Annotated in this window: 25 protein-coding genes and 1 pseudogene; 20 read left to right on the plus strand and 6 right to left on the minus strand. The window is 40.3% G+C overall.

From position 1 onward, the window contains the following. Window positions 1-83: 83 nt before the first annotated feature. Window positions 84-698, minus strand: coding sequence for a response regulator transcription factor (locus EDD69_RS14410; protein WP_132949610.1), 615 nt, complete (start codon window positions 696-698; stop codon window positions 84-86). Window positions 699-876: 178 nt separating this feature from the next. Here EDD69_RS14410 and EDD69_RS14415 point away from each other — a divergent pair, with 178 nt between their 5' ends. From EDD69_RS14415 to EDD69_RS14450, 8 genes are all read left to right on the plus strand, one after another. After that, window positions 877-1,416 (plus strand): NfeD family membrane protein, encoded by a 540-nt coding sequence (locus tag EDD69_RS14415; RefSeq protein WP_132949611.1) that lies wholly within the window; start codon window positions 877-879, stop codon window positions 1,414-1,416. Continuing rightward, on the plus strand, window positions 1,416-2,936 hold the full coding sequence (locus EDD69_RS14420; RefSeq protein WP_132949627.1) for a flotillin family protein: 1,521 nt from the start codon (window positions 1,416-1,418) through the stop codon (window positions 2,934-2,936). The genes EDD69_RS14415 and EDD69_RS14420 overlap by 1 nt, the downstream gene beginning before the upstream one ends. A 328-nt stretch (window positions 2,937-3,264) precedes the next feature. Next, window positions 3,265-3,537, plus strand: coding sequence for a hypothetical protein (locus EDD69_RS14425; RefSeq protein ID WP_132949612.1), 273 nt, complete (start codon window positions 3,265-3,267; stop codon window positions 3,535-3,537). A 144-nt stretch (window positions 3,538-3,681) separates the two neighbouring features. Further along, window positions 3,682-4,245 carry an RNA polymerase sigma factor gene (locus tag EDD69_RS14430; RefSeq protein WP_132949613.1) on the plus strand — a complete coding sequence of 188 codons (564 nt, stop codon included), beginning with the start codon at window positions 3,682-3,684 and terminating at the stop codon, window positions 4,243-4,245. Then, window positions 4,242-4,685, plus strand: a complete 444-nt coding sequence (locus tag EDD69_RS14435; protein ID WP_132949614.1) for an anti-sigma factor — start codon at window positions 4,242-4,244, stop codon at window positions 4,683-4,685. The genes EDD69_RS14430 and EDD69_RS14435 overlap by 4 nt, the downstream gene beginning before the upstream one ends. Continuing rightward, complete coding sequence (locus EDD69_RS14440) at window positions 4,682-5,752, plus strand: hypothetical protein (protein ID WP_132949615.1); 1,071 nt, start codon at window positions 4,682-4,684, stop codon at window positions 5,750-5,752. The genes EDD69_RS14435 and EDD69_RS14440 overlap by 4 nt, the downstream gene beginning before the upstream one ends. Next, the gene (locus EDD69_RS14445; protein ID WP_132949616.1) at window positions 5,749-6,660 is read left to right on the plus strand and encodes a hypothetical protein; all 912 of its coding nucleotides are present in this window, start codon (window positions 5,749-5,751) and stop codon (window positions 6,658-6,660) included. The genes EDD69_RS14440 and EDD69_RS14445 overlap by 4 nt, the downstream gene beginning before the upstream one ends. A gap of 144 nt (window positions 6,661-6,804) precedes the next feature. Continuing rightward, entirely contained in the window at window positions 6,805-7,350 is a 546-nt protein-coding gene (locus EDD69_RS14450) for a hypothetical protein (protein ID WP_132949617.1), read from the plus strand. Here EDD69_RS14450 and EDD69_RS15450 read toward each other — a convergent pair. Continuing rightward, window positions 7,347-7,490 carry a hypothetical protein gene (locus EDD69_RS15450; RefSeq protein ID WP_165871808.1) on the minus strand — a complete coding sequence of 48 codons (144 nt, stop codon included), beginning with the start codon at window positions 7,488-7,490 and terminating at the stop codon, window positions 7,347-7,349. The two genes, EDD69_RS14450 and EDD69_RS15450, sit on opposite strands and share 4 nt — an antisense overlap. Window positions 7,491-7,890: 400 nt before the next feature. Between EDD69_RS15450 and EDD69_RS14455 the strand changes: the two genes are divergently transcribed. The 4 genes from EDD69_RS14455 to rlmD all read left to right on the plus strand — a co-directional run bounded on the left by EDD69_RS14455 (window position 7,891) and on the right by rlmD (window position 11,939). Continuing rightward, window positions 7,891-8,859 (plus strand): arsenic resistance protein, encoded by a 969-nt coding sequence (locus tag EDD69_RS14455; RefSeq protein ID WP_132949618.1) that lies wholly within the window; start codon window positions 7,891-7,893, stop codon window positions 8,857-8,859. A gap of 27 nt (window positions 8,860-8,886) precedes the next feature. Then, window positions 8,887-9,324: an OsmC family protein gene (locus EDD69_RS14460; protein WP_132949619.1), complete on the plus strand. Its 438-nt coding sequence runs from the start codon at window positions 8,887-8,889 to the stop codon at window positions 9,322-9,324. A 234-nt stretch (window positions 9,325-9,558) separates the two neighbouring features. Continuing rightward, window positions 9,559-10,485 (plus strand): diacylglycerol kinase, encoded by a 927-nt coding sequence (locus EDD69_RS14465; RefSeq protein WP_132949628.1) that lies wholly within the window; start codon window positions 9,559-9,561, stop codon window positions 10,483-10,485. A 74-nt stretch (window positions 10,486-10,559) separates the two neighbouring features. Continuing rightward, on the plus strand, window positions 10,560-11,939 hold the full coding sequence (rlmD, locus tag EDD69_RS14470; protein WP_132949620.1) for a 23S rRNA (uracil(1939)-C(5))-methyltransferase RlmD: 1,380 nt from the start codon (window positions 10,560-10,562) through the stop codon (window positions 11,937-11,939). Here the strand turns inward: rlmD and EDD69_RS14475 are convergent. Next, window positions 11,897-12,175: a DUF4368 domain-containing protein gene (locus EDD69_RS14475; protein WP_165871809.1), complete on the minus strand. Its 279-nt coding sequence runs from the start codon at window positions 12,173-12,175 to the stop codon at window positions 11,897-11,899. The two genes, rlmD and EDD69_RS14475, sit on opposite strands and share 43 nt — an antisense overlap. Continuing rightward, on the minus strand, window positions 12,168-12,569 hold the full coding sequence (locus EDD69_RS14480; RefSeq protein ID WP_165871810.1) for a recombinase zinc ribbon domain-containing protein: 402 nt from the start codon (window positions 12,567-12,569) through the stop codon (window positions 12,168-12,170). The genes EDD69_RS14475 and EDD69_RS14480 overlap by 8 nt, the downstream gene beginning before the upstream one ends. Before the next feature lie 259 nt (window positions 12,570-12,828). On the opposite strand from EDD69_RS14480, the gene EDD69_RS14485 reads away from it, so the two are divergent. Continuing rightward, the gene (locus EDD69_RS14485; RefSeq protein WP_132949629.1) at window positions 12,829-14,358 is read left to right on the plus strand and encodes a malate:quinone oxidoreductase; all 1,530 of its coding nucleotides are present in this window, start codon (window positions 12,829-12,831) and stop codon (window positions 14,356-14,358) included. A 487-nt stretch (window positions 14,359-14,845) separates the two neighbouring features. On the opposite strand, the gene EDD69_RS14490 is transcribed toward EDD69_RS14485, so the two are convergent. Beyond that, window positions 14,846-16,372, minus strand: a complete 1,527-nt coding sequence (locus EDD69_RS14490) for an acetyl-CoA hydrolase/transferase family protein (protein ID WP_132949623.1) — start codon at window positions 16,370-16,372, stop codon at window positions 14,846-14,848. A 369-nt stretch (window positions 16,373-16,741) separates the two neighbouring features. Beyond that, window positions 16,742-17,389, minus strand: coding sequence for a LytTR family DNA-binding domain-containing protein (locus EDD69_RS14495; protein WP_132949624.1), 648 nt, complete (start codon window positions 17,387-17,389; stop codon window positions 16,742-16,744). A 526-nt stretch (window positions 17,390-17,915) separates the two neighbouring features. On the opposite strand from EDD69_RS14495, the pseudogene EDD69_RS15615 reads away from it, so the two are divergent. The 7 genes and pseudogenes from EDD69_RS15615 to EDD69_RS14530 form a co-directional block, all read left to right on the plus strand. Next, window positions 17,916-18,094: pseudogene (locus tag EDD69_RS15615) on the plus strand (23S rRNA (uracil(1939)-C(5))-methyltransferase RlmD); the annotation flags it as partial. A 685-nt stretch (window positions 18,095-18,779) separates the two neighbouring features. Next, window positions 18,780-19,532, plus strand: a complete 753-nt coding sequence (locus EDD69_RS14505) for a DeoR/GlpR family DNA-binding transcription regulator (protein ID WP_132949625.1) — start codon at window positions 18,780-18,782, stop codon at window positions 19,530-19,532. Window positions 19,533-19,553: 21 nt separating this feature from the next. Further along, window positions 19,554-19,982 (plus strand): galactose-6-phosphate isomerase subunit LacA, encoded by a 429-nt coding sequence (gene lacA, locus EDD69_RS14510; protein ID WP_049624216.1) that lies wholly within the window; start codon window positions 19,554-19,556, stop codon window positions 19,980-19,982. A 14-nt stretch (window positions 19,983-19,996) separates the two neighbouring features. Further along, on the plus strand, window positions 19,997-20,515 hold the full coding sequence (lacB, locus tag EDD69_RS14515; protein WP_049624217.1) for a galactose-6-phosphate isomerase subunit LacB: 519 nt from the start codon (window positions 19,997-19,999) through the stop codon (window positions 20,513-20,515). A 26-nt stretch (window positions 20,516-20,541) separates the two neighbouring features. Then, complete coding sequence (locus tag EDD69_RS14520) at window positions 20,542-21,402, plus strand: tagatose bisphosphate family class II aldolase (protein WP_049624227.1); 861 nt, start codon at window positions 20,542-20,544, stop codon at window positions 21,400-21,402. A 14-nt stretch (window positions 21,403-21,416) separates the two neighbouring features. After that, entirely contained in the window at window positions 21,417-22,370 is a 954-nt protein-coding gene (pfkB, locus tag EDD69_RS14525; RefSeq protein ID WP_049624218.1) for a 1-phosphofructokinase, read from the plus strand. 43 nt (window positions 22,371-22,413) lie between these two features. Continuing rightward, window positions 22,414-22,884 carry a PTS sugar transporter subunit IIA gene (locus tag EDD69_RS14530; RefSeq protein ID WP_132949626.1) on the plus strand — a complete coding sequence of 157 codons (471 nt, stop codon included), beginning with the start codon at window positions 22,414-22,416 and terminating at the stop codon, window positions 22,882-22,884. Window positions 22,885-22,986: the final 102 nt, after the last annotated feature.

Genomic DNA, 22,986 nt, shown 5'->3' on the forward strand with positions numbered 1-22,986 from the left:
ATCCTTACCACCTCTGTCAAAGCGTTATTTTCCTTTTATTATAACAATATTTTGTAAAAAATTCAAAAAATCAACATTTATCTTTAACAGAGCCTTTTTCTTAAAAGCTTCACGGTTGCATCAATCGTTTTAATGGAAACGTCTGAATCATATCCCCAAATGCGATCGAAGAGGATTTCACGCGACAATACACGTCCTTTATTTTGTAAAAGTAAATCGAGCAGTTGAAATTCGCGCGGCGTGAGAAAAATTTCTTCATCCCCGCGATGAAGCGTATGGCTCGTCCGATTTAACACGAAATCTTTAAAGTGAACGGTTTCTTCTTGAATCGGGACAAATGTGCGCCGCGATAACGCTTTTAACCGCGCCATCAGCTCGTCAATTTCAAACGGTTTGACGAGGTAGTCATCCGCGCCTGCTTCTAATCCTTCGACGCGGTCTTGCACAGCGTCTTTCGCGGTAAGCATAAGAATCGCTCCTGAATATCCTTTTTTCCGAAGCCGCTTGCAGATTTCGACACCATCGCCGTTTGGCAACATCCAATCTAAAACGACAACATCATAAAAGGAAGCAAGGGCGTACTCGTACGCATCTTCTCCTTCTTGTACCCAATCAATTTTGTCGACACCTTTTTTCTTTAACAAGTGGACGATGAGTTCACCCAAATAGAGGTCGTCTTCCGCTAATAGGATTTTCACTTTCGATCCCTTCCTTCTGTATCAAATCCCACCTTTATCATAGCAAACATCGGTGAAAAATAGGTGAAAACGTCATAGGGTATATCTCATAATTTTATAAATTTTCTGCAAAAAATGAAACTATATTTCCTGATTTATCGTATAATTAGTCAAAAGCGGGCTAAAGGGAGGTTAAGGAATGTTTGGATATCCAATGGAAACCGTTTATTTATTTGTGTTGATTGGAAGTGGAATGTTTACGTTTTTGTACATTTTTTTTGGGGATTTACTGGATGCTGTTTTCCCTGATCTTCCTTTCTTTAGCCCGCAACTCATTTTCTCATTTTTGACGGTACTAAGTGCTTCTGGTTTTTTATTTGAACATTATACGACGATGTCAAGTGGTTTCATCGGAATGATCAGCGCAGGCATTGGCTTCATAGTTGTGTTGTTGCTTCATTTTTTCGTTTTTGTTCCGCTTAAATCCGCAGAAGCTTCGCTAAATTACGCAGAGACCGATTTAGAGGGACGGCTCGCAAAAGTGATTGTGACGGTTCCGAAGGACGGATTTGGCGAGATTCTCATTCAAGGAAAGAGCGGTGCGATTGCGAAGCCGGCACAAAGCATGCAAAATGAAGAAATTCCATCGGGGGCAGAAGTCGTGATTGTTGAAATGAAAAACGGAGTTGCGCTTGTATCGGTGTACGATCGATATGAAGTGGGGAGGTTGTTCACTTGATGTTGCTGGTGGTGATTGGGGTCGTTGTTTTACTGTTAATCGGACTGATTGCGGTATTTATTGCACGCTATCGCACCGTTGGGCCGGATGAAGCGCTCATTGTGACGGGAAGCTATCTCGGCAGTAAAAATGTCCATGTCGATGAATCAGGAAATAAAATTAAAATTGTCCGCGGCGGCGGAACGTTCGTCGTTCCGATTTTCCAACAGGCAGAACCGTTAAGTTTGTTGTCGATTAAACTCGATGTGCAAACGCCGGAAGTGTATACGGAACAAGGCGTGCCTGTTATGGCGGATGGAGTGGCGATCATCAAAGTCGGCAGTTCCATCGGTGAAATCGCAACAGCGGCGGAGCAGTTTTTAGGCAAGTCTCGTCAAGATATGGAAAACGAAGCGAAAGAAGTGCTAGAAGGCCATCTTCGTTCGATTCTCGGTTCGATGACGGTCGAGGAAATTTATAAAAACCGTGATAAATTCTCGCAAGAAGTGCAACGCGTTGCTTCACAAGATTTAGCGAAAATGGGGCTTGTGATCGTTTCGTTCACGATTAAAGATGTGCGCGATAAAAATGGTTACTTAGATGCGTTAGGGAAGCCGCGCATTGCGCAAGTGAGACGCGATGCAGATATTGCGACGGCGGAAGCGGAGAAAGAGACGCGCATTAAGCGCGCGGAAGCGGATAAAGAAGCGCGCAAAGCAGAGCTAGAGCGATTGACCGAAATTGCGGAAGCAGAAAAAATCAATCAGTTGAAACTGGCAGAGTTCCGCCGCGAGCAAGATATCGCGAAAGCGCGCGCAGACCAAGCGTATCATTTAGAAGAAGCAAAAGCGAAGCAGGAAGTAACTGAACAGCAAATGCAAATTAAAATTATTGAACGTCAAAAGCAAATTGAACTTGAAGAGAAAGAGATTTTGCGCCGTGAACGCCAATACGACTCCGAAGTGAAAAAGAAAGCCGATGCGGACCGTTATGCGGTGGAACAAGCAGCGGCTGCGGAAAAAGCGAAGCAAATGGCAGAAGCGGACGCCCAAAAATATCGCGTGGAAGCAATGGCCAAAGCCGAAGCGGAAAAAATACGCATCGATGGACTTGCTAAAGCCGAAGCGGAAAAGGCAAAAGGGGAAGCGGAAGCCGATGTGATCCGCCTAAAAGGTTTGGCGGAAGCGGAAGCGAAGCAAAAGATTGCCGAGGCGTTCGAGCAGTACGGCAAAGCAGCGATTCTCGACATGATTTTAAAAATGTTGCCTGAATACGCAAAACAAGTGGCAAGTCCGCTTTCGAATATCGATAAGATTACCATTGTCGATACAGGAAGCAGCGACGCAAATGGCGGAGCAAACAAAGTAACGGGCTATGCGACAAACTTAATGGCGACATTGCAAGAATCGCTTAAAGCCTCTTCCGGCATCGATGTCAAAGAACTGCTTGAAAACCTCTCTGGTAAAGGCAACATTAAACAAAGCATCGACCAGTTGACACAGGAAATTGCGGAGCAAAAGAAAACAAACGGAGAATCATAAAATATATTATTGTTTTATAGCAATGAAAAGCTGTCCTTGATCAAACATCAAGACGGCTTTTTTTATTCTTGGAAGAAATAAGATTGGAACAATCGTTATCTTTATAGAGAAAAAGGGAAATGACGGTTGCAAGCGATCGTCATCATTTATTATTGGTGAATCATGTTTTTCACTTAAACCAAGAAGGATTTTCTATGACAACATTAGAATTACGTTTACAAATATGGATTCCACAAAATAGACGATTGTTTTCATAAACCCTTACGACGATTACATATTTTGGTGATAGGGCTTCTAACTCTTATCTAAATTTTATTGGAGGGATTAAATGACGGAGAATCAGTTAAAATGGAGCGGTTTTTTTGTTGCCGTAACAGGAGTTGTTGGATTGGTTCTCATTTTTTTTAGTGTGGATTTTGGAACATCCTTGGCAGAATCTTGGCTGGTGAATCAAGACGGATTCAGTAGTACGGAGCTTTATCATATCATATTAGAAAGTTATATTAATAGCTTTCTGATTACGGGAAGCATACTATTGGGACTCAGTTTCTTATTTGCTATTGTTGCTTATTTTGCGTTTATGTTGTTACCCAAAAGGTAGAAATTTACTGAACGAACGATTGGCTTGGTTTTAAGGAGAAAAAGATGGAGCGCCTTACAAGAAGGCGCTTTTATTTTGTAAAAACTGACACGAAAAATTTGCAAAAAAGTGTAGGGCAAACGGCTAATGGTTTCGTCTATATAATTGAAGACAGATAGAAAGGGGGAGAGTGAGATTCAAGATGAAGCATTAATCGCCAAAGTAAAGAAAGGAGACGAGCATGCATTTCGCCTGTTAATCGAGAAATACCGCAATTATTTATTTAAAACCGTGTACTCGATTATTCGCAACGAAAAAGATGCCGAGGATGTCACGCAAGAAGTATTTGTCCGGATTTATCTTTCACTCCCCCAATATCAATCACAAGGCTTTAAAACATGGATGACGCGCATTGCCGTAAACTATGCGATTGATGTCAAGCGGAAAATGCAGCGGCAGCGTGAAGAAGTAATGGAATCCATTGAGGCCGAAGCCGATGAAAGGGTTGAGGTTTCGGTTATTAAAAAAGAGGAGCGAGAACGAATTCGCCAACGTCTTGAGGAAATTCCGCTTAACTATCGAGATGTTATTTATGCTTATTACATAGATGAAAAATCGTATCAACAAATTGCGAAGGAACAAAATATCGAAGTGAAAACCGTCGAGACAAAGCTATACAGAGCGCGCAGCTGGCTAAGAAAGCATTGGAAGGAGGAGGATTTTCGATGAATCATTACACAAATGAAGAATGGCGGCAGTTTATTTGTGATGTGCTGCCAGAAGAAAAAAGAGAGGAGATGGAGAACCACCTCTATACTTGTGACCAATGCTTAGCGGTATATATGGAGCTCATTGAAGAGAATGCTTTTGACTTGCCGAATCCTTCTGATGAAGTAGTTTCAGCTGATGTCATCATTGCACAAGTTGAACAATATAAAAAGCCAAAGCAGACACAGACGAAGCAAAAATTGCTTCATTACGGAATTGCCGCTGCGATTACGATTGGGTTTATGTCTTCCGGAATTTTTCAATCTGTAACAAATGCCGTCGTTCTAGGAACAGATCTATCAGAAAACAGACCGTCCTATACGGAACAATGGATGGATAAAACATTATCATTTCTCGATTGGCTAAAACCAAACCAAAAGGAGGAAGGAAACAATCAATGAACAAAAATTCGTTAGTCGCGTTCTTTTTATCATTTATCCCTGGTGCTGGGCATTTTTACTTGAATAAAAAAGTGAGGGGAGTGTTTTATAGCTTCAGCTTTTTTGCGCCGATTGTGCTCGCGGTCGGTCTTGTGTTTTTGATACATGATGATGATCCGCTCGCTTTAGCTCTCTTTTCTTTGCTGATCTGGTTAATTAATATTTTAGATATGGTTCTTACACTCATCAAAAGGAAGCCGGAACATGCACCTGTCCAAAGAGAGGGGGTACAGGCAAACCAAGACAATGAAAAGTTTTACACCATTCTTCTATCCTTTATTCCGGGGCTTGGGCATTTTCAGCTTGGCCTAATGACCCGCGGGTTAACGTTATTAATTAGCTTCTTTGGTCTTATGATCATGGTATTTTTTGTAACGATATTGACACATGAAGAAAGCTTTCTAGTTTTCTTAGGAATTTTGCCGATCATTTGGATTTACAACATGTTTGATATGATTCAACAGCTCAACCGAAAACAAAACGGCGAACCGCTGGTCGATCGAACGATTTTCGAAGACTTTGAAGCGAAGCGCGAGGACGGAAGGAAAAGCAAGACAATTGCGACGATCCTTTCCATCTTTCCTGGTGCGGGTCATATGTACTTAGGATTACAGCGGAGAGGATTGCAATTAATGGCCGCATTTTTGTTGGCGATTTATGTGATGGATGTATTGAGACTGTCTGCTTTTTTCTTTCTTATCCCGCTCATTTGGTTTTATAGCTTTTTTGACGCATTGCAGAAGGCGTCGAAGTATGGCGAAGAGGAACTGGAAGATATTCCAATTGTTTCCTACTTTGTGAACCACCAAAAATGGATTGGGATCGGTTTGTTGTTGTTAGGTTTTTATTATTTGTTTGACAGCATCCTGCTTCCAGCATTTGCTTCGCGTCTATCAAAGCTATTACAAATCGATATTTATTACTGGTACAACCAATTTTTCCAAACAACCATCGTTTGCATTTTGTTAATTGGCGGCGGATTCAAGCTGCTTTTAGGCAGTAAAGAGAAGAAGGAGGGGACGAAATGAGGAAATGGCGCGTTGGGACGGTGTCGATGGGCGCCTCCCTTATTTTGCTTGGTATCGTGTTATTTATTTCTCAATGGAAAGGGATGGGAGCTGCCGACATTTTTGCGAGCTGGTGGCCTTTTCTCTTAGTGTTGCTTGGCGTTGAAATTCTTGCGTATCTTTATTTTTCGAGGCAGGAACATACGTTTATCAAATATGATTTTTTAAGCATCATCTTTATCGGAGTGCTCGGTTCAGTAGCCATTTTATTTGTATTGCTTTCATCAACAGGAATATTGCAAGAAGTTCGCACGGTCGTTGGCGCAGAAACGAAAGTCTTTCACTTACCGAATGTCCGACAATCGGTTTCGCCTGAGATTAAGAGAATCGTATTACAAACAGGGAGCCAACCGATTACGATTGAAGGAAACAACAGCGATGAAATCCAAATCTTTGGAACATACCAATCTATTTCAGCCAACGACATCAAAAAGCAAGAAGATTATGTTGCGATCAATATCGTCGGGGATACGATGTATATGACGATCAAAGAAATGCCGCGGAAGGAAGTACTGTTCCATACGGTGAGCACGATGATCCCAACGGTAGTCGTTCCTCGACATCTTTCGCTCGAAGTACGCGGAAACTATAATTCAGTGCTTCTTTATCCGCGACAGCTTGCCGCCAGTTGGAACGTTTCGAAAGCGGAGGAAGTTCATATTGAATTGGATAAAAACGCAAATATTCTCGTAACAGCTGTGACGCGTGAGATGCTAGAAGACGGAAATATCGCATGGCAAAGAGAAAACGGAGAGACAGAAGAAAAATTGCCGGTCCAAACGTTCAAAGGCAAGGTTCAATTAGGGAATGGAACGTATCATATTGATGTTTTTGACTCACAACGCGCAACGGTACATGTGCTTAACTAGAATCTAAAATGGTGGAAATCGTATAGTAATTTATTCTTATAACATGATGAGGACAAAGGAAACATGTATAAAATGGCCACATAAAAAAAGAAAGATTGTTAAACAATAGTAACGCTCAACAAAGATCTTTTATGAGGTGATTGAATGAAAGGATGGCCTAAGTTTTTAATCTGCATATGTTTGCTATTGACGTTTCATTTGCCTGTTGAGGCGCATAATCATGCCATTCCAAAACAAGTAGTAACGATCAAGCGCGCCGCAAACTTAAAGGATTTAGTAAGCGGCTCAACATTCATTGCTTATGGCTGGTTCGATACTTCACATCAGACACAGCCGTTAGACAAATCTGTACAAGGTGGGCAGCTCGTCAATTTTGTACAAAGCTTTCATGTCGACAAATATTTAAAGGGAACCGGCGGCAAAATCATCAACGTGTTATCAACCGGCATTGAACCCCTTCCTGATCCTTTAAATCCTTTCAACAAAGTTTATCCAGGGCCGATGGCTGAGGGGCGATATGTTTGCTTTCTAAAACCTGTTCCAGGAACAAAATTTTATACCATTGTCGGGGGATGGCAAGGAGTCTACCCTGTTTATGAAGGAAAAACAATTTCCTTGGAAGAAGAAGGTTTCTCAGAGTTAAATCAATTAACGCTTAGACAATTTGAAGCAAAAATCAAATCCTACTAAATACTGTACACAAAATATAAAAATATATATGATAAGCTTAATTTTCCGACATGGACAAGCTTTTCTGCCATTTCCCCGAACGAAAACGCCATCAGACAAATAAATTTGTCTACCATGCGTTTTACGTTCGGGATCGGCATGCTTCTAGCATGCCGGGCGGCAAGATTTTTCTTGCCGCCTATGGCAGAAAAGCGGTCTTCTATTCATGATGAGATATGTTGGAAACTCAACTTGAATCTATATCGATAAGCGGTAGACCTATCTTTTTGCAATAGATGTGGTAAACTTCCTTTATAATGATGATCACTCATCAAGAGCAGCTGTCGAGCGTAAAAGCGAAATAAGAAGTAACTGATTAAAAAGAAAGAAGAGAAGTAAGAAGGGTGCCTGAAAACGGGCATCTTTTTTTGTTGAAAGAAGGATCAAAACGAAAGCGGTGTTAATTTGACAATTTTGTGAAGGGGGTTGACCAAACTTTATATACCCCTTATAGTATTAAGTGTAATACGGTATGGGGTATATGAGGAAGGGAGGTTTGGAATGAAAAGGTTATATTTCTTTCCGCAAAAGTATTTGCTTGTTAGCGTTCCTGCTTCGCTTTTACTCGGTTTTCTAGTTGGAACGTTCATCGATACAAGCTTTTTAAAATCCACCATCTTAGTGGCGACGATCATCATGATTTATGCCACGATGGTCGGATTCAAACTGAAAGAGCTAGCAAACCTGAAAGAATTCAAAGTATTGCTTTATTCCGTTTTGATTAACTTTGTCCTTATTCCTCTTGTTGCGTTTATGCTTGGAAAAACATTGCTGCATGATCATCCAGTGATGTTTGCAGGGTTGGCGTTGTCAGCTTTGTTGCCGACAAGCGGGATGACGATTTCATGGACGGCTATTCAAAAAGGAAATATGGCTGCTGCGGTTAAATTGACCGTGTTTGGCCTTGTGTTAGGATCGTTGCTAACGCCGTGGTACTTGCTTGCGATGGTTGGCAAGTACGTTGAAATTAACGTATTGGAAACGTTCCGCACCATTATTCTTGTCGTGTTTTTACCGATGTTGTTAGGGCATATCACGTTTAAATGGCTCATGAAAAAATATACGCCTGAACAATTTCAAAAGCAGATCAAGCCAAACTTTGCTCCACTCAGCATTTGGGCGATGCTGTATGTCGTATTTGTCAGCATCAGCATGAAGGCAAAAATGATCGTTTCGAATTTGCAACTGATCGCCGTTGCCTTGGCTGTATTAGTGTTGTTTTATCTCATCAACTACTTGATTAGCACATTTTTTGCGAAGCAGTTTTTCAATCGTGAAGATGGAGTTGCGCTTGTCAACGGCACGGTATTGCGCAACTTATCGATCGCGATTGGATTAGCGGCGACTTCCTTTGGGGCTGAAGCGGCCCTCATTGTAACGCTCGCTTTCATCGTTCAACAACAAAGCATTGCCTACTATGGAAAGTTAGCAAACAAGTATTGGTTTAAACCTCAACAACAAACGATTTGACAAAAATAAGAAAGGGAGTTGGTACAGATGAATAAAATGACGTTACTTGTCAATGCAACAACGGAAGGAATGACAGTGAAAGCATCAACGCCAAAACATGAGTTTATCATTGATGAGGGAAAACACATGGGCGGCCAAGATTTAGGACCAAATCCGCTTCAAGCCGTGCTGGGGGCGTTGGCTGCATGCGAAAATGTGACCGCGCGTGTTGTTGCGCGAGAAATGAACTTTGACTTGCAAGATTTAACGTTCAAAATTAGAGGCCAGTTTGACCCGCGCGGATTTATGGGAGATCCAAATGTAAGACCGTACTTTGAAACGATCACGGTTGAAGTAGCGGTAAAAACGAGCGAATCTGAAGAGCGCATTCAAGAATTAAAAGAAAAAGTGGAATCTCGTTGTCCAGTGTACACGATGTTAAAAGCTGCGAATGTGGAAATGAACGATCATTGGTATAAGGCATAAGAGCGGCAAAGTCCGCTCTTTTTTATGCATATAAGGGAACGTGAAGACAAAAAATATTGGAACACATCTTGCTTGCTATAACTGTGGCAACTGTGATAAAAACTTGGTATGATATGTTTCGTTAAGCTGGCTCTTTGAGTCGGCTTTCTTTTACGCCGCAATAATTGCATTCATAAAATCAGTTTGTTATGATGTTAAATAGTGGAAAAAGAATTTGCGAATGGGATGATGGGGATGAAACGTGCAAGAATTATTTATAATCCAACATCAGGACGGGAAATTTTTAAAAAACATTTGCCTGATGTATTAATCCATTTGGAAAAAGCAGGATATGAAACGTCTTGCCATGCGACAACAGGTGCGGGGGATGCGACGGAAGCCGCAAAAAAAGCGGTTGAACGAGAATTTGATCTTGTCATTGCGGCAGGCGGAGACGGAACCATTAATGAAGTAGTGAATGGCCTTGCCAATCAACCGTATCGTCCGAAGCTTGGAATTATTCCAGTCGGAACGACAAACGATTTTGCACGAGCGATCGGCGTGCCGCGCACCATTGAAGGGGCCTGTGATGTGATTGTGAACGGAGAGGCAGTGCCGATTGATATCGGCGCTGTGACGAACGAAGGAAAGACGCATTATTTCGTCAATATTGCGGGCGGCGGTCGATTAACGGAGTTAACGTATGAAGTGCCAAGCAAGTTAAAAACGATGCTTGGGCAACTTGCGTATTATTTAAAAGGAATCGAAATGCTCCCTTCGCTTCGTCCGGTAGAAGTAAAAATTGAGTATGACGGAAAAATGTTTGAAGGAGCTGTCATGCTTTTTCTCGTCTCTTTAACGAACTCGGTCGGCGGATTCGAAAAATTAGCGCCAAACTCCTCATTAAATGACGGAATGTTTGATTTAATTATTTTAAAAGAAACGAACTTAGCGGAGTTTATCAAAATTGCGACATTAGCGCTGCGCGGTGAACATATTCATGATCCGCACGTCATTTACACAAAAGCGAATCGCGTGAAAGTGTATACGAATGAAAAAATGCAGTTGAATTTAGACGGTGAGTATGGCGGCTTGTTGCCAGGGGAGTTTGTGAATTTGTATCGACATCTTGAAGTGTTTGTCCCAAAAGAAAAAGCAGAGCAAATGAGAACAGGGCAGTAATCCTGTTCTTTTTTGTGTTGCGCGAAAATGTGTGCTACAATCGTGACAGCATTTTTCTTGAAGGGTGAAGAACGATGACAAAAGTAGAAGCTCCAGTTGCGAAAAACGAATATTATGACGTTGTGTTTGAAGATTTAACCCATGACGGTGCAGGAGTGGCGAAAATCGACGGATATCCGATTTTCGTTGCGAACGGACTGCCGGGGGAAAAAGCGAAAATTAAGGTCATTAAAGTGAAAAAAAGCTACGGCTATGGCCGTTTAATCGAATTATATGAGCCAAGTCCAGATCGTGTCGATGCGCCATGCCCGATTTATAAGCAATGCGGCGGCTGTCAGCTCCAGCACTTAAGCTATGAAGGACAACTAAAAGCGAAGCACAAACACGTCAAAGAAGTGCTGGCGCGCATCGGGAAGATTGAGGATGTCACGGTTCATCCTGTGCTTGGGATGAGCGATCCGTGGCGTTACCGGAATAAAGCGCAAGTGCCAGTCGGTGAACGGGAAGGCGGAATTGTCGCTGGCTTTTATCAGCAGCGCAGCCACGAAATTATTGATATGAATGCGTGTTTGATTCAACAAGAAATGAACGATGTCGTGGTGCAAACGGTGAAGAAAATTTGTGAGAAATATAAAATACCGCCGTATAACGAGGAGACGCATAAAGGTGTGCTCCGCCACATTATGGCGCGTTACGGGGCAGCGACCAAAGAAGTAATGGTCGTCCTGATTACGCGCACGGAAGATTTGCCGCACAAAAAGAAAGTGATTCAAGAGATTATCGAAAACGTACCAAATGTAAAGTCAATCATCCAAAACATCAATCCGAAGCGCACGAACGTCATTCTCGGAGACGAGACGAAAGTATTGTGGGGAGCGGAATACATTTACGATTACATCGGCGATATTCAATTTGCGATCTCTGCTCGCTCTTTCTATCAAGTGAATCCAGAACAGACGAAAGTGCTGTATGAAAAAGCATTGGAATACGCGCAGCTGACAGGCGAGGAAACCGTCATCGACGCTTATTGCGGCATCGGGACAATTTCTCTTTTCTTGGCCAAAAAAGCAAAGAAAGTATACGGCGTCGAAGTCGTCCCAGAAGCGATTGAAGACGCGAAACGCAACGCAAAACTCAACGGCATCACAAATGTCGAATTTGCGGTTGGCGAAGCAGAAGCCGTCATTCCAAAATGGTACGAACAAGGCATTGAAGCCGACTGCATCGTCGTCGATCCGCCGCGCAAAGGCTGTGACGAAACGTTATTACAAACGATCATCAATATGAAACCAAAGCGCGTGGTGTACGTGTCCTGTAACCCAGCAACGCTCGCCCGTGACTTGCGCATCCTCGAAGATGGCGGGTATAAGACAATCGAAGTACAGCCGGTCGACATGTTCCCGCATACGAATCACGTGGAGTGCTGTGCGTTGATAGAAAGGATCAAAGAGTAAGCAGATGGGTTCGAGAATCGATAAAGGATTCTCGGACTTCCATCTGCTTTTATTTCAATACGATCGATTAAACGGTGAAGGATTTCAGGAGTCAATTCTTTGAAATCCATAAATGCTTCAATTGACTGTTTTAATTCTCGAATGGCAAGTTCGTCATTTGTTGTTTGAAGAGACGATTCGGCTTGTTTTTTCATTAGTGATAAGTCATCAATTTGTTTATTGATATCATTATTCATCATATTCTTCTTTTGAGATGACACCATCGACTAATAAGTTAAGTGTTTTCTTCTTTAATTTCAATAGCTCTATTTCTTTCAATAAAGATTTAATTTGCTTTTGTGCCTCTTGTTTTTTCTTTTCTAATTTAGCCTCTAGTGAACGCATGATAGAATCATTGTTCAGTGAGGATACGAGTGTTTTTAGATCCTGTAAGATTGCAGAGTGTAAGTCAGCTTCCCTTACTAAATGGCTGTTGCATGCTTTAGCTCCGTGCTTATTGTAATTTCCACAAATGTATCCTTTACTGTTGGCTTTGTAATGCATACCATGTCCGCAATCTGCGCAATATGCAGTGTTGGTGAATAAATGTTTTTCGGCTTGTGGACGGGCTCTTTTTCGACTTTTAATCAACTGTTGCTATAAATGTAACATGGCCAATTAGTATGTTGGTTGTATAAAGTTGATATAGTATATATAAATCTATTAATAATAATGTTATACTATAAATTAAATAATGATATACTTATAATCGAATAATCAAATAGTGATATACTATAATTAAGATATAATTGCTGTAGAAAAGGTGTGTGGCGAGGACCCTGGATAGCTTTGGCTTAGGCAGGTGCGCCTGCATCCTTTCTGCAAATAATGGGGGATAAGGATGGGAAAAATGAGTAACAGTCAAACTAAAACAGACGTTATCTTAATTGGTGCCGGAATCATGAGCGCGACTTTAGGGACACTGTTGAAAGAATTAGCACCGGAATGGGAAATTAAAGTGTTTGAGAAGCTCGGCAAACCAGGAGAAGAAAGCTCTAACGAATGGAATAATGCGGGAACGGGGCATGCTGCACTATGCGAGCTTAACTACACACCCGAGAAACCGGATGGATCTATTGATATTAACAAAGCTATAAAAATTAATGAACAGTTCCAAATTTCCAGACAGTTTTGGTCTTACCTTGTAAAAAACAATCTGTTACAAAATCCGCAGGAATTCATCAGACCGTTGCCCCACATAAGCTTAGTCCAAGGGGAAAATAATGTGAGATTTTTAAAGAAACGTTTTGAAGCGCTATCAAATAATCCATTATTCCAGGGAATGGAATTTTCTGATGACCCGGAAAAACTGAAAGAATGGATTCCGCTTATAATGGAAGGCCGTACATCGAATGAACCGATCGCGGCAACCAAAATCGACTCAGGTACGGATGTTAACTTTGGCGCTTTAACGCGCATGTTGTTTGACCACTTAAAGAGGAAAGATGTCGAAATAAACTACAACCATAGTGTTAAGGATATTAAACGTACCAGCGACGGCCTGTGGGAATTGAAAGTGAAGGATCTCAATAGCGGTTCTGTTGAAATCCATAAGGCTAAATTTGTATTTATTGGAGCAGGAGGGGGAAGTCTGCACTTGCTTCAAAAGTCTGGTATTCCAGAAAGCAAACATATTGGTGGATTCCCTGTAAGCGGATTATTTATGGTATGTAATAATCCAAAAGTTGTAGAGCAACATCATGCAAAAGTTTACAGTAAAGCTAAAATTGGTGCGCCTCCAATGTCTGTTCCGCACCTTGATACACGGTATATCGACAACAAAAAAATGTTGCTCTTTGGACCGTTTGCGGGCTTCTCGCCTAAATTCTTAAAAACTGGTTCAAATATGGATTTGTTTGCTTCCGTAAAACTGCACAATCTCGTAACTTTGTTGGCGTCAGCTTTTAAAAACTTTTCTTTGGTAAAATACTTGCTCCAGCAGCTTATGTTAACGAAAGAAAAGCGCATGAAAGAGTTGCGCGAGTTTATCCCGACGGCTAAATCAGAGGATTGGGATATAGTTGTCGCGGGTCAACGTGTGCAAATTATCAAAGATACTGAAGCTGGCGGTAAAGGAACGATTCAATTTGGTACGGAAGTCGTTAGTGCTGCAGATGGCTCGATCGCTGCATTGCTCGGCGCTTCTCCTGGTGCTTCTACTGCCGTACACGTAATGCTTGAGGTGATTAAAAAATGCTTCTCTCAACATATGCATGAATGGGAACCGAAAATTAAAGAAATGATTCCTTCTTATGGCGTGTCACTAGCGGAAAACCCAGATCTTTTCCAAGAACTTCATACTTCAACAGCAGAGACGCTCGGTCTAAGCGGAAAAGAATCGGTCTCTGGTGTAAGCGAAAAAGAACTGGTTTATAGTTAATTCTTTGGATGCAGAAACAAAGGTATTGAATGAAAAAGTTTAAGCAACACTTTTCATCAATGGACAATTGTTTCTATGATAAAAAGATTGATAAGTCAATGCTTATAAAGCAGAGATAATATATAAAAATTGCAGAATAATAGAATATGATTGAAAATAAAACATAGAACCTTTGATCTACCTTTGGATTAAAGGTTCTTTTTTCAAATTCGCAGTTAGAGAGGCTGCGGTGAACCGTATCATAAGTAACGGTAAACTCTTTCTAGCTTAAATAAATAATAATCAATGTATTTATGGTAAATTTTATTATGCGGAGTTTATAATGAAATAAAAGAGGATAAAAAACTTGACCTTGCCGGAAACTGAACGGGTAGGTGATCTCCCTGTTATTGATGCAAATGTAACAGGTTAGTATATAGTCTTAATAGTAGAGCATGTGCGGGTTGATGAGGGGTAGCCTTGTGAAGGTTACCCCACTCTTTATATCTTATTCTTGAGTTTGCAATTGATATTTTGGTTCCATCATGGTTCCGTATTTCTCATAATTGATATACCATGAGAATGCTTTTTCAAGGACATGCGGTGTTTGACCTCCGCGCTTAAGTGCTTCCTTGAAGTATTCACGTAAATGCGGACGGTAATCCGGATGTGCGCAATTTTCGATGATAAGGGGCGCGCGTTCAATTGGCGCCAATCCGCGAAGGTCAGCATAACCATACTCAGTTACAAGAACATCAACGTCATGTTCGGTATGGTCAACGTGTGATACAAATGGAACGATGCTTGAAATAGCCCCGTTTTTGGCAACGGATTTTGTTACGAAAATGGTAAGGCGTGCATTGCGGGCGAAGTCGCCTGAACCGCCAATGCCGTTCATCATGTTTGTGCCGCGAACATGTGTAGAATTAATATTTCCGTATATGTCTGCTTCCAAGGCCGTGTTAATGGAAATGAGCCCGAGACGGCGAACGATTTCCGGATGATTAGAAATTTCCTGAGGACGAAGGATAAGCTTGTCTCGGTAAGCATCTAAATTGGAATACACTTGTTTCATTTTGTCTTGAGACAAAGTAATGGAGCAGCCGGAAGCGAACCGGACTTTTCCAGCATCAATGAGATCAAACACGGCATCTTGAAGAACCTCTGAATAAACTTCTAAGTTTGAAAATTCAGAATTCAACAAGCCGTGAAGGACAGCATTTGCAACTGAACCAATACCTGCTTGAAGAGGGGCTAAATTTTCATCAAGTCGACCTGCCGCCACTTCCTTTCGTAGAAAATTGATTAAATGATTAGCCATAACAGCTGTTTCGGCATCTGGAGGTACAATCGTGGATGGTGAATCAAGTTGGTTTGTCAAAACAATTCCAATAATTTTATCATTATCAATTGGAATGCCGGTAGTTCCGATTCGATCGTCTACTTTTGTCAAAGGGATTGGTTCTCGTTCGCCCTGTTTGCCGACTTCGTAAATGTCATGGAGACCTTTGAGTTCTTTTGGTTGGGCTGTGTTCAATTCGACAATCACATGTCGAGCTTTTTTCGCAAAGATAGAAGAATTTCCTACTGAAGTAGACGGGATGATCATTCCGTCTTTGGTGATTGAAATCGCTTCCACAATTGCAAAATCGATTGGATTTAATACGTCTGAACGCACTAATTCCGCTGTATGTGATAAATGTTGATCAATAAACAAGATTTCCCCTTCGTTAATTTTTTTGCGCATAACAGAATCGGCCTGGAACGGAAGCCGTTTGTTGATAATTCCTGCTTCTGCCATCATTTTATCAACGTCCGAGCCTAGTGAAGCACCTGTATATACGTTTACTTTTAAGCGTTGCTGTTTCGCTTTCTCGATCAGTGCAAAAGGGACTGCTTTGGCATCTCCTGCACGGGTAAATCCGCTTAAGCCGAGTGTCATACCGTCTTTAATCCATGATGCCGCTGTTTCTGCTGTTACAATTCGGTTGGTTAAACGAGAATCACCGATTAACTCTGAAATATTTTTATCCATTGCTATCCCACCTCTTTTATTTTTTAAATATTCTAGCAATTAGGTTGTAAAAAATCATTCAAATTTGAATAAAAAGGCTTTCTTTGCAACTAAAAAAGAATTTTTGATACACAAAGGAGAAAAAATAGAAAACTACTTCATATTTATACAAAGATGTAAAACATAAGTGAGATAGCTTGATGAAAAGCGAGCTGTTTCCATAAATAAAGAGCTCACTTTTCATGAGCTCTTTAGAGATAAAGGTTATTGGTAATAAGGAAGAAAACCGCACAGTAGGAGAAAATGTTTTGGTGTCCGGTTATGAAAAATAACTAGAGTTGTGGATTTATCATGCTTAACTTGTTGTCGGATTATGGATATTACTAATCGTTAAAAGCAGAGTATTTTCCGAAAATGGCTTGCGTATGTTTGGCTGACAGGCACTCTTGAGCCATCTTTCATTATCAACGAGAAGGTTGAATGCGAATCTGGATGAATCTCTGTAATGTGATGAATGTTAACGATATATGACCTGTGGCACCGAACAAATATATCATCAGGAAGGGAAAATTCCAGTTCTGTTAAGTTATATTTATGGTAGCCTTCCGCATCATTCGATTTTACGAATGTTTTCCGGTTTTGGGCTTCTAAATAGATAACGCTCTCAAAAGGAACAGGCAACCAACGATCTGTCACTCGAATCGTTAAATACGGCATTGTAAGCATCGGCTTTCTCGGCAATATTGCGGTAACGCAGCCTCTCGGGCTGCCATCATCTAAAATTGGGACGGATATCCCGAAATAAGGTATGCCAAAAATGCGGCTGTCTTTCTGTTCTGCAATTTTCCGTTGAACGATCAAGGCCTTGTAAGTGACCGATTCCGGTTTGATTTCATCTCCGGGACGAATTTTTAAATCGATCTGTTTGCTTGGTTGGTAATAAATATAGCGCTTATCATCAGAAATCACGAAAGACGCTTCTTTAGGAAATAATTCATTCATCACTTTTGCAATAGAGGAAACCGTAAATGAATCCATGTTATCACCCCTAGTGAACGATTCGCCACTTTACTTCGTTTGAAGTGGGGGCTTCAAGCGACTTGTATGTTTTTGCAGAACGACAGCAACATACAAGAACCCTTTTACGCTCACCCTCCATTCTGAAGGCATTCGTTTGATTGCCATTATAGCACATATGTTGTGTGCCTATAAAGGGCATATGAGGAAATCACTGGATGGAAACACCGTAGTCAAAATTTATACAAACGTCTATCATCACCTGTTTTATCCGAAAGGGAGTGTAGCATGGTGCATAGTTCATGGGCGATGATTGCTGCGTATAGAGAAAGGTAACTGAAACGCTATAGGAATAAGGTGGAGTATAGAAACATAGTACGAAACCGAGTGTCTTATCCCTTCATAAGTAGTAACAGACGAGAATTGCATCCGACATATAGGTTCTTCTTTTCGTAGACAAGGTTGATCTGCTCCTTTTTATTTTTTGTATAAGCGTTTTTTCTTGATTTATACATGTCTACTTTCGAAGGCTCACTTCACTGTCACCGTCCAAATGAAACTAAAGCGTATCGTCATGTCTTCTTTAACCGGGAAACATTAGCACGCGATTTCCGCATCCTCGAAGATGGCGGGTATAAGACAATCGAAGTACAGCCGGTCGACATGTTCCCGCATACGAATCATGTGGAGTGCTGCGCGTTGCTCGTAAAAAAACTATGGTTCTGAAATAAACATTTGCGATTGAAAATAAAGTTTTGCGAAAAAATCGAGCAAAAAGTTGAATCAAAAATCGAGAAAATACGGGATTTGTAGCAAGACATTACTTTCACAGTGAACGAAAGAATGCGGGTTGGAGGGTGGAAATTTAGCAAAAGTTTATTTTGACTGGACAAATAGAAGATATGTACGAGTTCGAAAATCTATAAATGATTCTCGGACTCCCATCTCCTTTTTAGAAATAATCGTTTCATGTGCATTTTCAATTATTACATAATCGGATGGATCGAGCTTTTTGCGATGATTAGAACCTCCTTGCCCTATTGATTCCTTAAATCTTTTATTTAAATCTTCCCTTCTCACTTAAACAGATTCCCTTTCTCTTGTTATTTGCAACTGTATTCTCATTATTTTTGCGTATCTCTCAATAACAGGGCCATCAGGACTACGTTTTGAAATGAAGTTTTCTTGATTGGGGATCAATCAAGATAAATAAATTGATTTACAGAAAAGAGAGCGAATAGCTGCAGTATAAGGTTTTTTCTTAAATAGTCTGTTTTTTGACAAAAGGTTGAACAAAACAAAAAATCGTTGTAATGATAGCGTTTTCGTTATAAAATAACAAATGTAAACAGAAACAAACATTTTATAACAAAAATGAACATTTTCGAACTGTGAAAGGAGGGAGGTGACGATGTTAAAAGAGGATAGATACCGGCTCATTTTAGATGTGATTAGTCAAAAAGATGTCGTGAAGGTTTCGGAATTGGCGGGGCGATTGAATGTCGCTGAAATGACGATTCGAAGGGATTTGAATGCTCTTGAGGAACAAGGCTTAATTGAGCGGGTTCACGGGGGTGCGAAGAAGAAAGGTACCATCCCTTATGTAGAGTTATCCCATGTTCAGAAACAAACGATCAATGTAGAGGAGAAAAAACATATTGCTCAAAAATGTGCGGAATTAATCTGCGATCATGATATTGTTTTTATTGGGCCGGGAACGACGAATGAATTAATTTATGATTATGTCAAGGCGGAAAATGTGGATGTTATCACCAACTCGATTACGGTTTTTAACCGTTTTAAGCACGATTCACGGTATGATGTGATTTTAATCGGTGGAAGATTTAGAGAAAGAACAGGAACCTTTATTGGTTATTTTGCCAATAAATTATTAAGCGAGATCAAAGTAAATAAAGCTTTTATCGGCACAAACGGAATCATTGATACAAGAGTGACTACAGCCAATGAAGAGGAAGGCAATGGACAAAGAATCATTTTAGACAATGCGGCAGAAAAATACATTTTAGCTGACCATTCTAAATTTGGGGTGGAAGCATTTTGTACCTTTTATGATGTAAAAAATGTGACAGCGATTATCACAGACACGAAAATTAGTCCCAAAATAGAAGAGTACTATAAGAAATGGACCAAAATTATTAAATAGAAAGTAAGGGAGGATCCCAACATGAAGATTGCGATAGGTGCAGATTCCGCCGGTTTTGAATTAAAAGAACATTTGAAAAAGTATTTAAGTCTCAAAGGTCATAAAGTGATAGATAAAACGCCGGAAAATGATTTGGATTTTTTTGAATCGACTACTCGTGTAGCCAAAGCGATTTTAGCTAATGAGGCTGACAGAGGAATTGCGATTGACGAATATGGAGCTGGGTCATTTATGACGGCTTGCAAGTATAAAGGCATTATTTGTGCTGAAGTCTCGGATGAACATTCTGCCAAGATGACAAGGGAGCATAATAACGCCTCGATGATTACTATGGGGTCTGGTATTGTGGGAAAACGGTTGGCTGAATCGATCGTCGATGCCTTCATCAAAGGGGAATACTCCGGTGGCAGACATCAAATTCGCGTGGATATGCTAAATAAAATGGCATAAATGGGGGGATTTCGGTGAAAATTTCGATAGGTTGCGATCATATTGTCACAGAAATTAAAGATCATTTAGTTGAGTATCTAAAAGAGAAAGGCTATGAAGTGATTGATAATGGTACTTATGATAAAGTGAGAACTCATTATCCGATTTATGGCAAAAAAACAGCCGAGAAAGTTGTAAATGGCGAAGCGGATTTAGGCATTGTTATTTGCGGTACCGGTGTTGGCATTACGACGAGCGCTAATAAAGTAAAAGGCATACGAGCCGCATTGGTTCGAGATGTAGCCACAGCCAAATATGCGAGAGAACAATTGAATGCCAATGTCATTGGAATGGGGGGACGAATTACAGGCATCGGGTTGATGGAAAATATTATCGACGTCTTTCTTGAAACAGAGTATAAAGAAACAGAAAAAAATAAGAAATGGATAGAAAAAATCGATGGATTGATTGAGGAGGACTCATCGATCGGGGATGAACACTTTTTTGATGAATTTTTAGAAAAATGGGAAAAAGGCGAGTACCCGAATGAATAATGAAAAACAAGAAGGTGGCAATCATTATGTTCAATTGTTTAGTCAACACAAAAGACATGTTATTAAAAGCTCAAAAAGAGGGTTATGCGGTTCCTGCATTTAATATTCACAACTTGGAAACGATTCAAGTGGTCGTCGAAACAGCATCTGAATTAAGATCGCCGGTGATTTTAGCTGCCACACCGGGCACATTTAAGTATGCGGGCCGAGATTACATCCAAGCCATTGCCGAAACGGCCGCCAAAAAATACTCGATTCCGATTGCACTTCATCTTGACCATCATGAAAACATCGAAGATATTAAGGAATCGATTGAATTGGGTACTAAATCTGTCATGATCGATGGTTCTCATCTCCCCTTTGAAGAAAATATTCAGGTAGTCAAACAAGTGGTGGAGTTGGCTCATTCTAATGGAGCAACCGTTGAAGCGGAACTCGGAAGATTGGGCGGACAAGAAGATGATCTAGTGGTAGATGATGCTGATTCTTATTATACGGACCCGCAAGCCGCCAAAGAATTCGTGGAAAGAACGGGTGTTGATTCTTTAGCGGTTGCGATTGGAACAGCTCATGGTCTTTACAAGTCCGCCCCTAAATTAGATTTTAATCGATTACGAGAAATTCGTGAAGTGGTAAGTGTGCCTCTTGTTTTGCACGGGGCATCTGGCATCCCATTCGAGGATGTTCGAAAATGTATTGAATTAGGATGCTGTAAAGTCAACATCGCCACTGAATTGAAAATTTCTTTTTCCAATGCGTTAAGACAATATTTAATCGATCATCCTAATGCAAATGATCCAAGAAAATATATGGAACCGGCCAAGCAAGCTATGAAACAAGTGGTTAAAGAAAAAATCGAAATGTGCATGAGTGTCAATCGTTATTGAAAAAGGTGAGATGGATGATTTTGACGATCACATTAAATCCGGCTATTGACATGAGCTATCATCTTTCTTCCTTTCATATCAACGAAGTGAACCGATGCAATCGTGTGATCAAAACCGCTGGTGGAAAAGGGTTAAACGTTTCCCGGGTTATCCGTTGCACAAATGAAAGTCTTTGTGCAACGGGATTTCTCGGTGGAACAAACGGACAGTTTATAAGAAACGAGCTTGATTCCATCCAAATTCCACATCGGTTTGTTGATATTAAGGGAAACACAAGAAACTGCATAGCTCTTCTCCATGATGGACAACAAACAGAAATTTTAGAAGAAGGACCGGCGATATCAGAAGAAGAAGCAAAAAAATTTATTGAGAATTATCAAGACCTCATCAACGGTGCCGATGTCATTACAGCGTCGGGAAGTTTGCCAAAAGGGTTAAAACCGTCTTTTTATCGAACATTGATTGAGATTGCGAATAAAAAAGGAAAAAAATTTATTTTGGATACAAGTGGAGAAGCTTTGAGAGAAGGAATAAAGGCGAAGCCATATTTAGTTAAACCGAATCTCGATGAATTATCCCAACTATGCAATCGAAAAGTGACAACGGATGAAGAAGTCATCGAAGCCATCCAAAATTCTTTATTGGAATATGAAATCGAATATATTGTCGTTTCATTAGGACAAAGAGGATCGATTGCCTATCATCAAGGAGTTTTTTACAAAATTACACCGCCTAAGGTCCAAGCGGTCAATCCGGTTGGATCAGGGGATTCTATGGTCGCTGGATTCGCTGTCGCCCTTCAGAGAAATTATAGTCCTGAACAAGTATTGGTCTATGGCAATGCTTTCGGAACGTTAAATGCTATCGAAGAAAAGACGGGGTTTATTGATACCAATCAAATTGACTATATTATCAATCAAATGATAGTAGATAGAATTTATTCCTTAAGTGGAAAATCAATAAGGTAATTGAAAGTTGGATGTATTGTAATATCGAGGAGGTGATAGAAGGATGAAAGTAATTAGTGAATTATTAAATAAAGAATTAATCTTCTTTGAAAACGCTGAGAGCAAGGAGGAAATATTAAGAAAAATTGGTCGTAAGTTGTTGGAAAATGGTTTAGTTAAAGAAGGGTTCATTGAATCTATTGTGGAGAGAGAAGAAAAATATCCTACCGGAATAGACTTAAGTGTGGTTGGAGAAAATCTTCCTAACGTGGCAATCCCACACTCAGAACCTGAATACAGTAACTGCAAAAAACTTGTTGTTGTAAAATTAGAGAAAGATATAAAATTCAAAAATATGATTGATCCAAGTAAAGAATTAAAAGTGAAATATCTATTTTTTATATTAAATAATGAAAAATCAACTCAAACGAACATTCTTTCACACTTAATGAGCTTTTTTACACAAGAAAACAAGATAAAGGGTTTGGAAAATTTAAAAACAAAAGATGAAGTTTATCAATATTTGATTTCCTAATAAATAAAGGAGCATTCCTGTAATGAGGAAAAATGAGGTTTGAAACAAAAAAAGTCCCCTTGGTATGATACAGGGTGTCAAGGCCTTGACCCCTAACTAATA

It is taken from the genome of Thermolongibacillus altinsuensis (genome assembly GCF_004341205.1).
GTDB classification, from domain to species: Bacteria; Bacillota; Bacilli; order Bacillales; family Anoxybacillaceae; genus Thermolongibacillus; species Thermolongibacillus altinsuensis.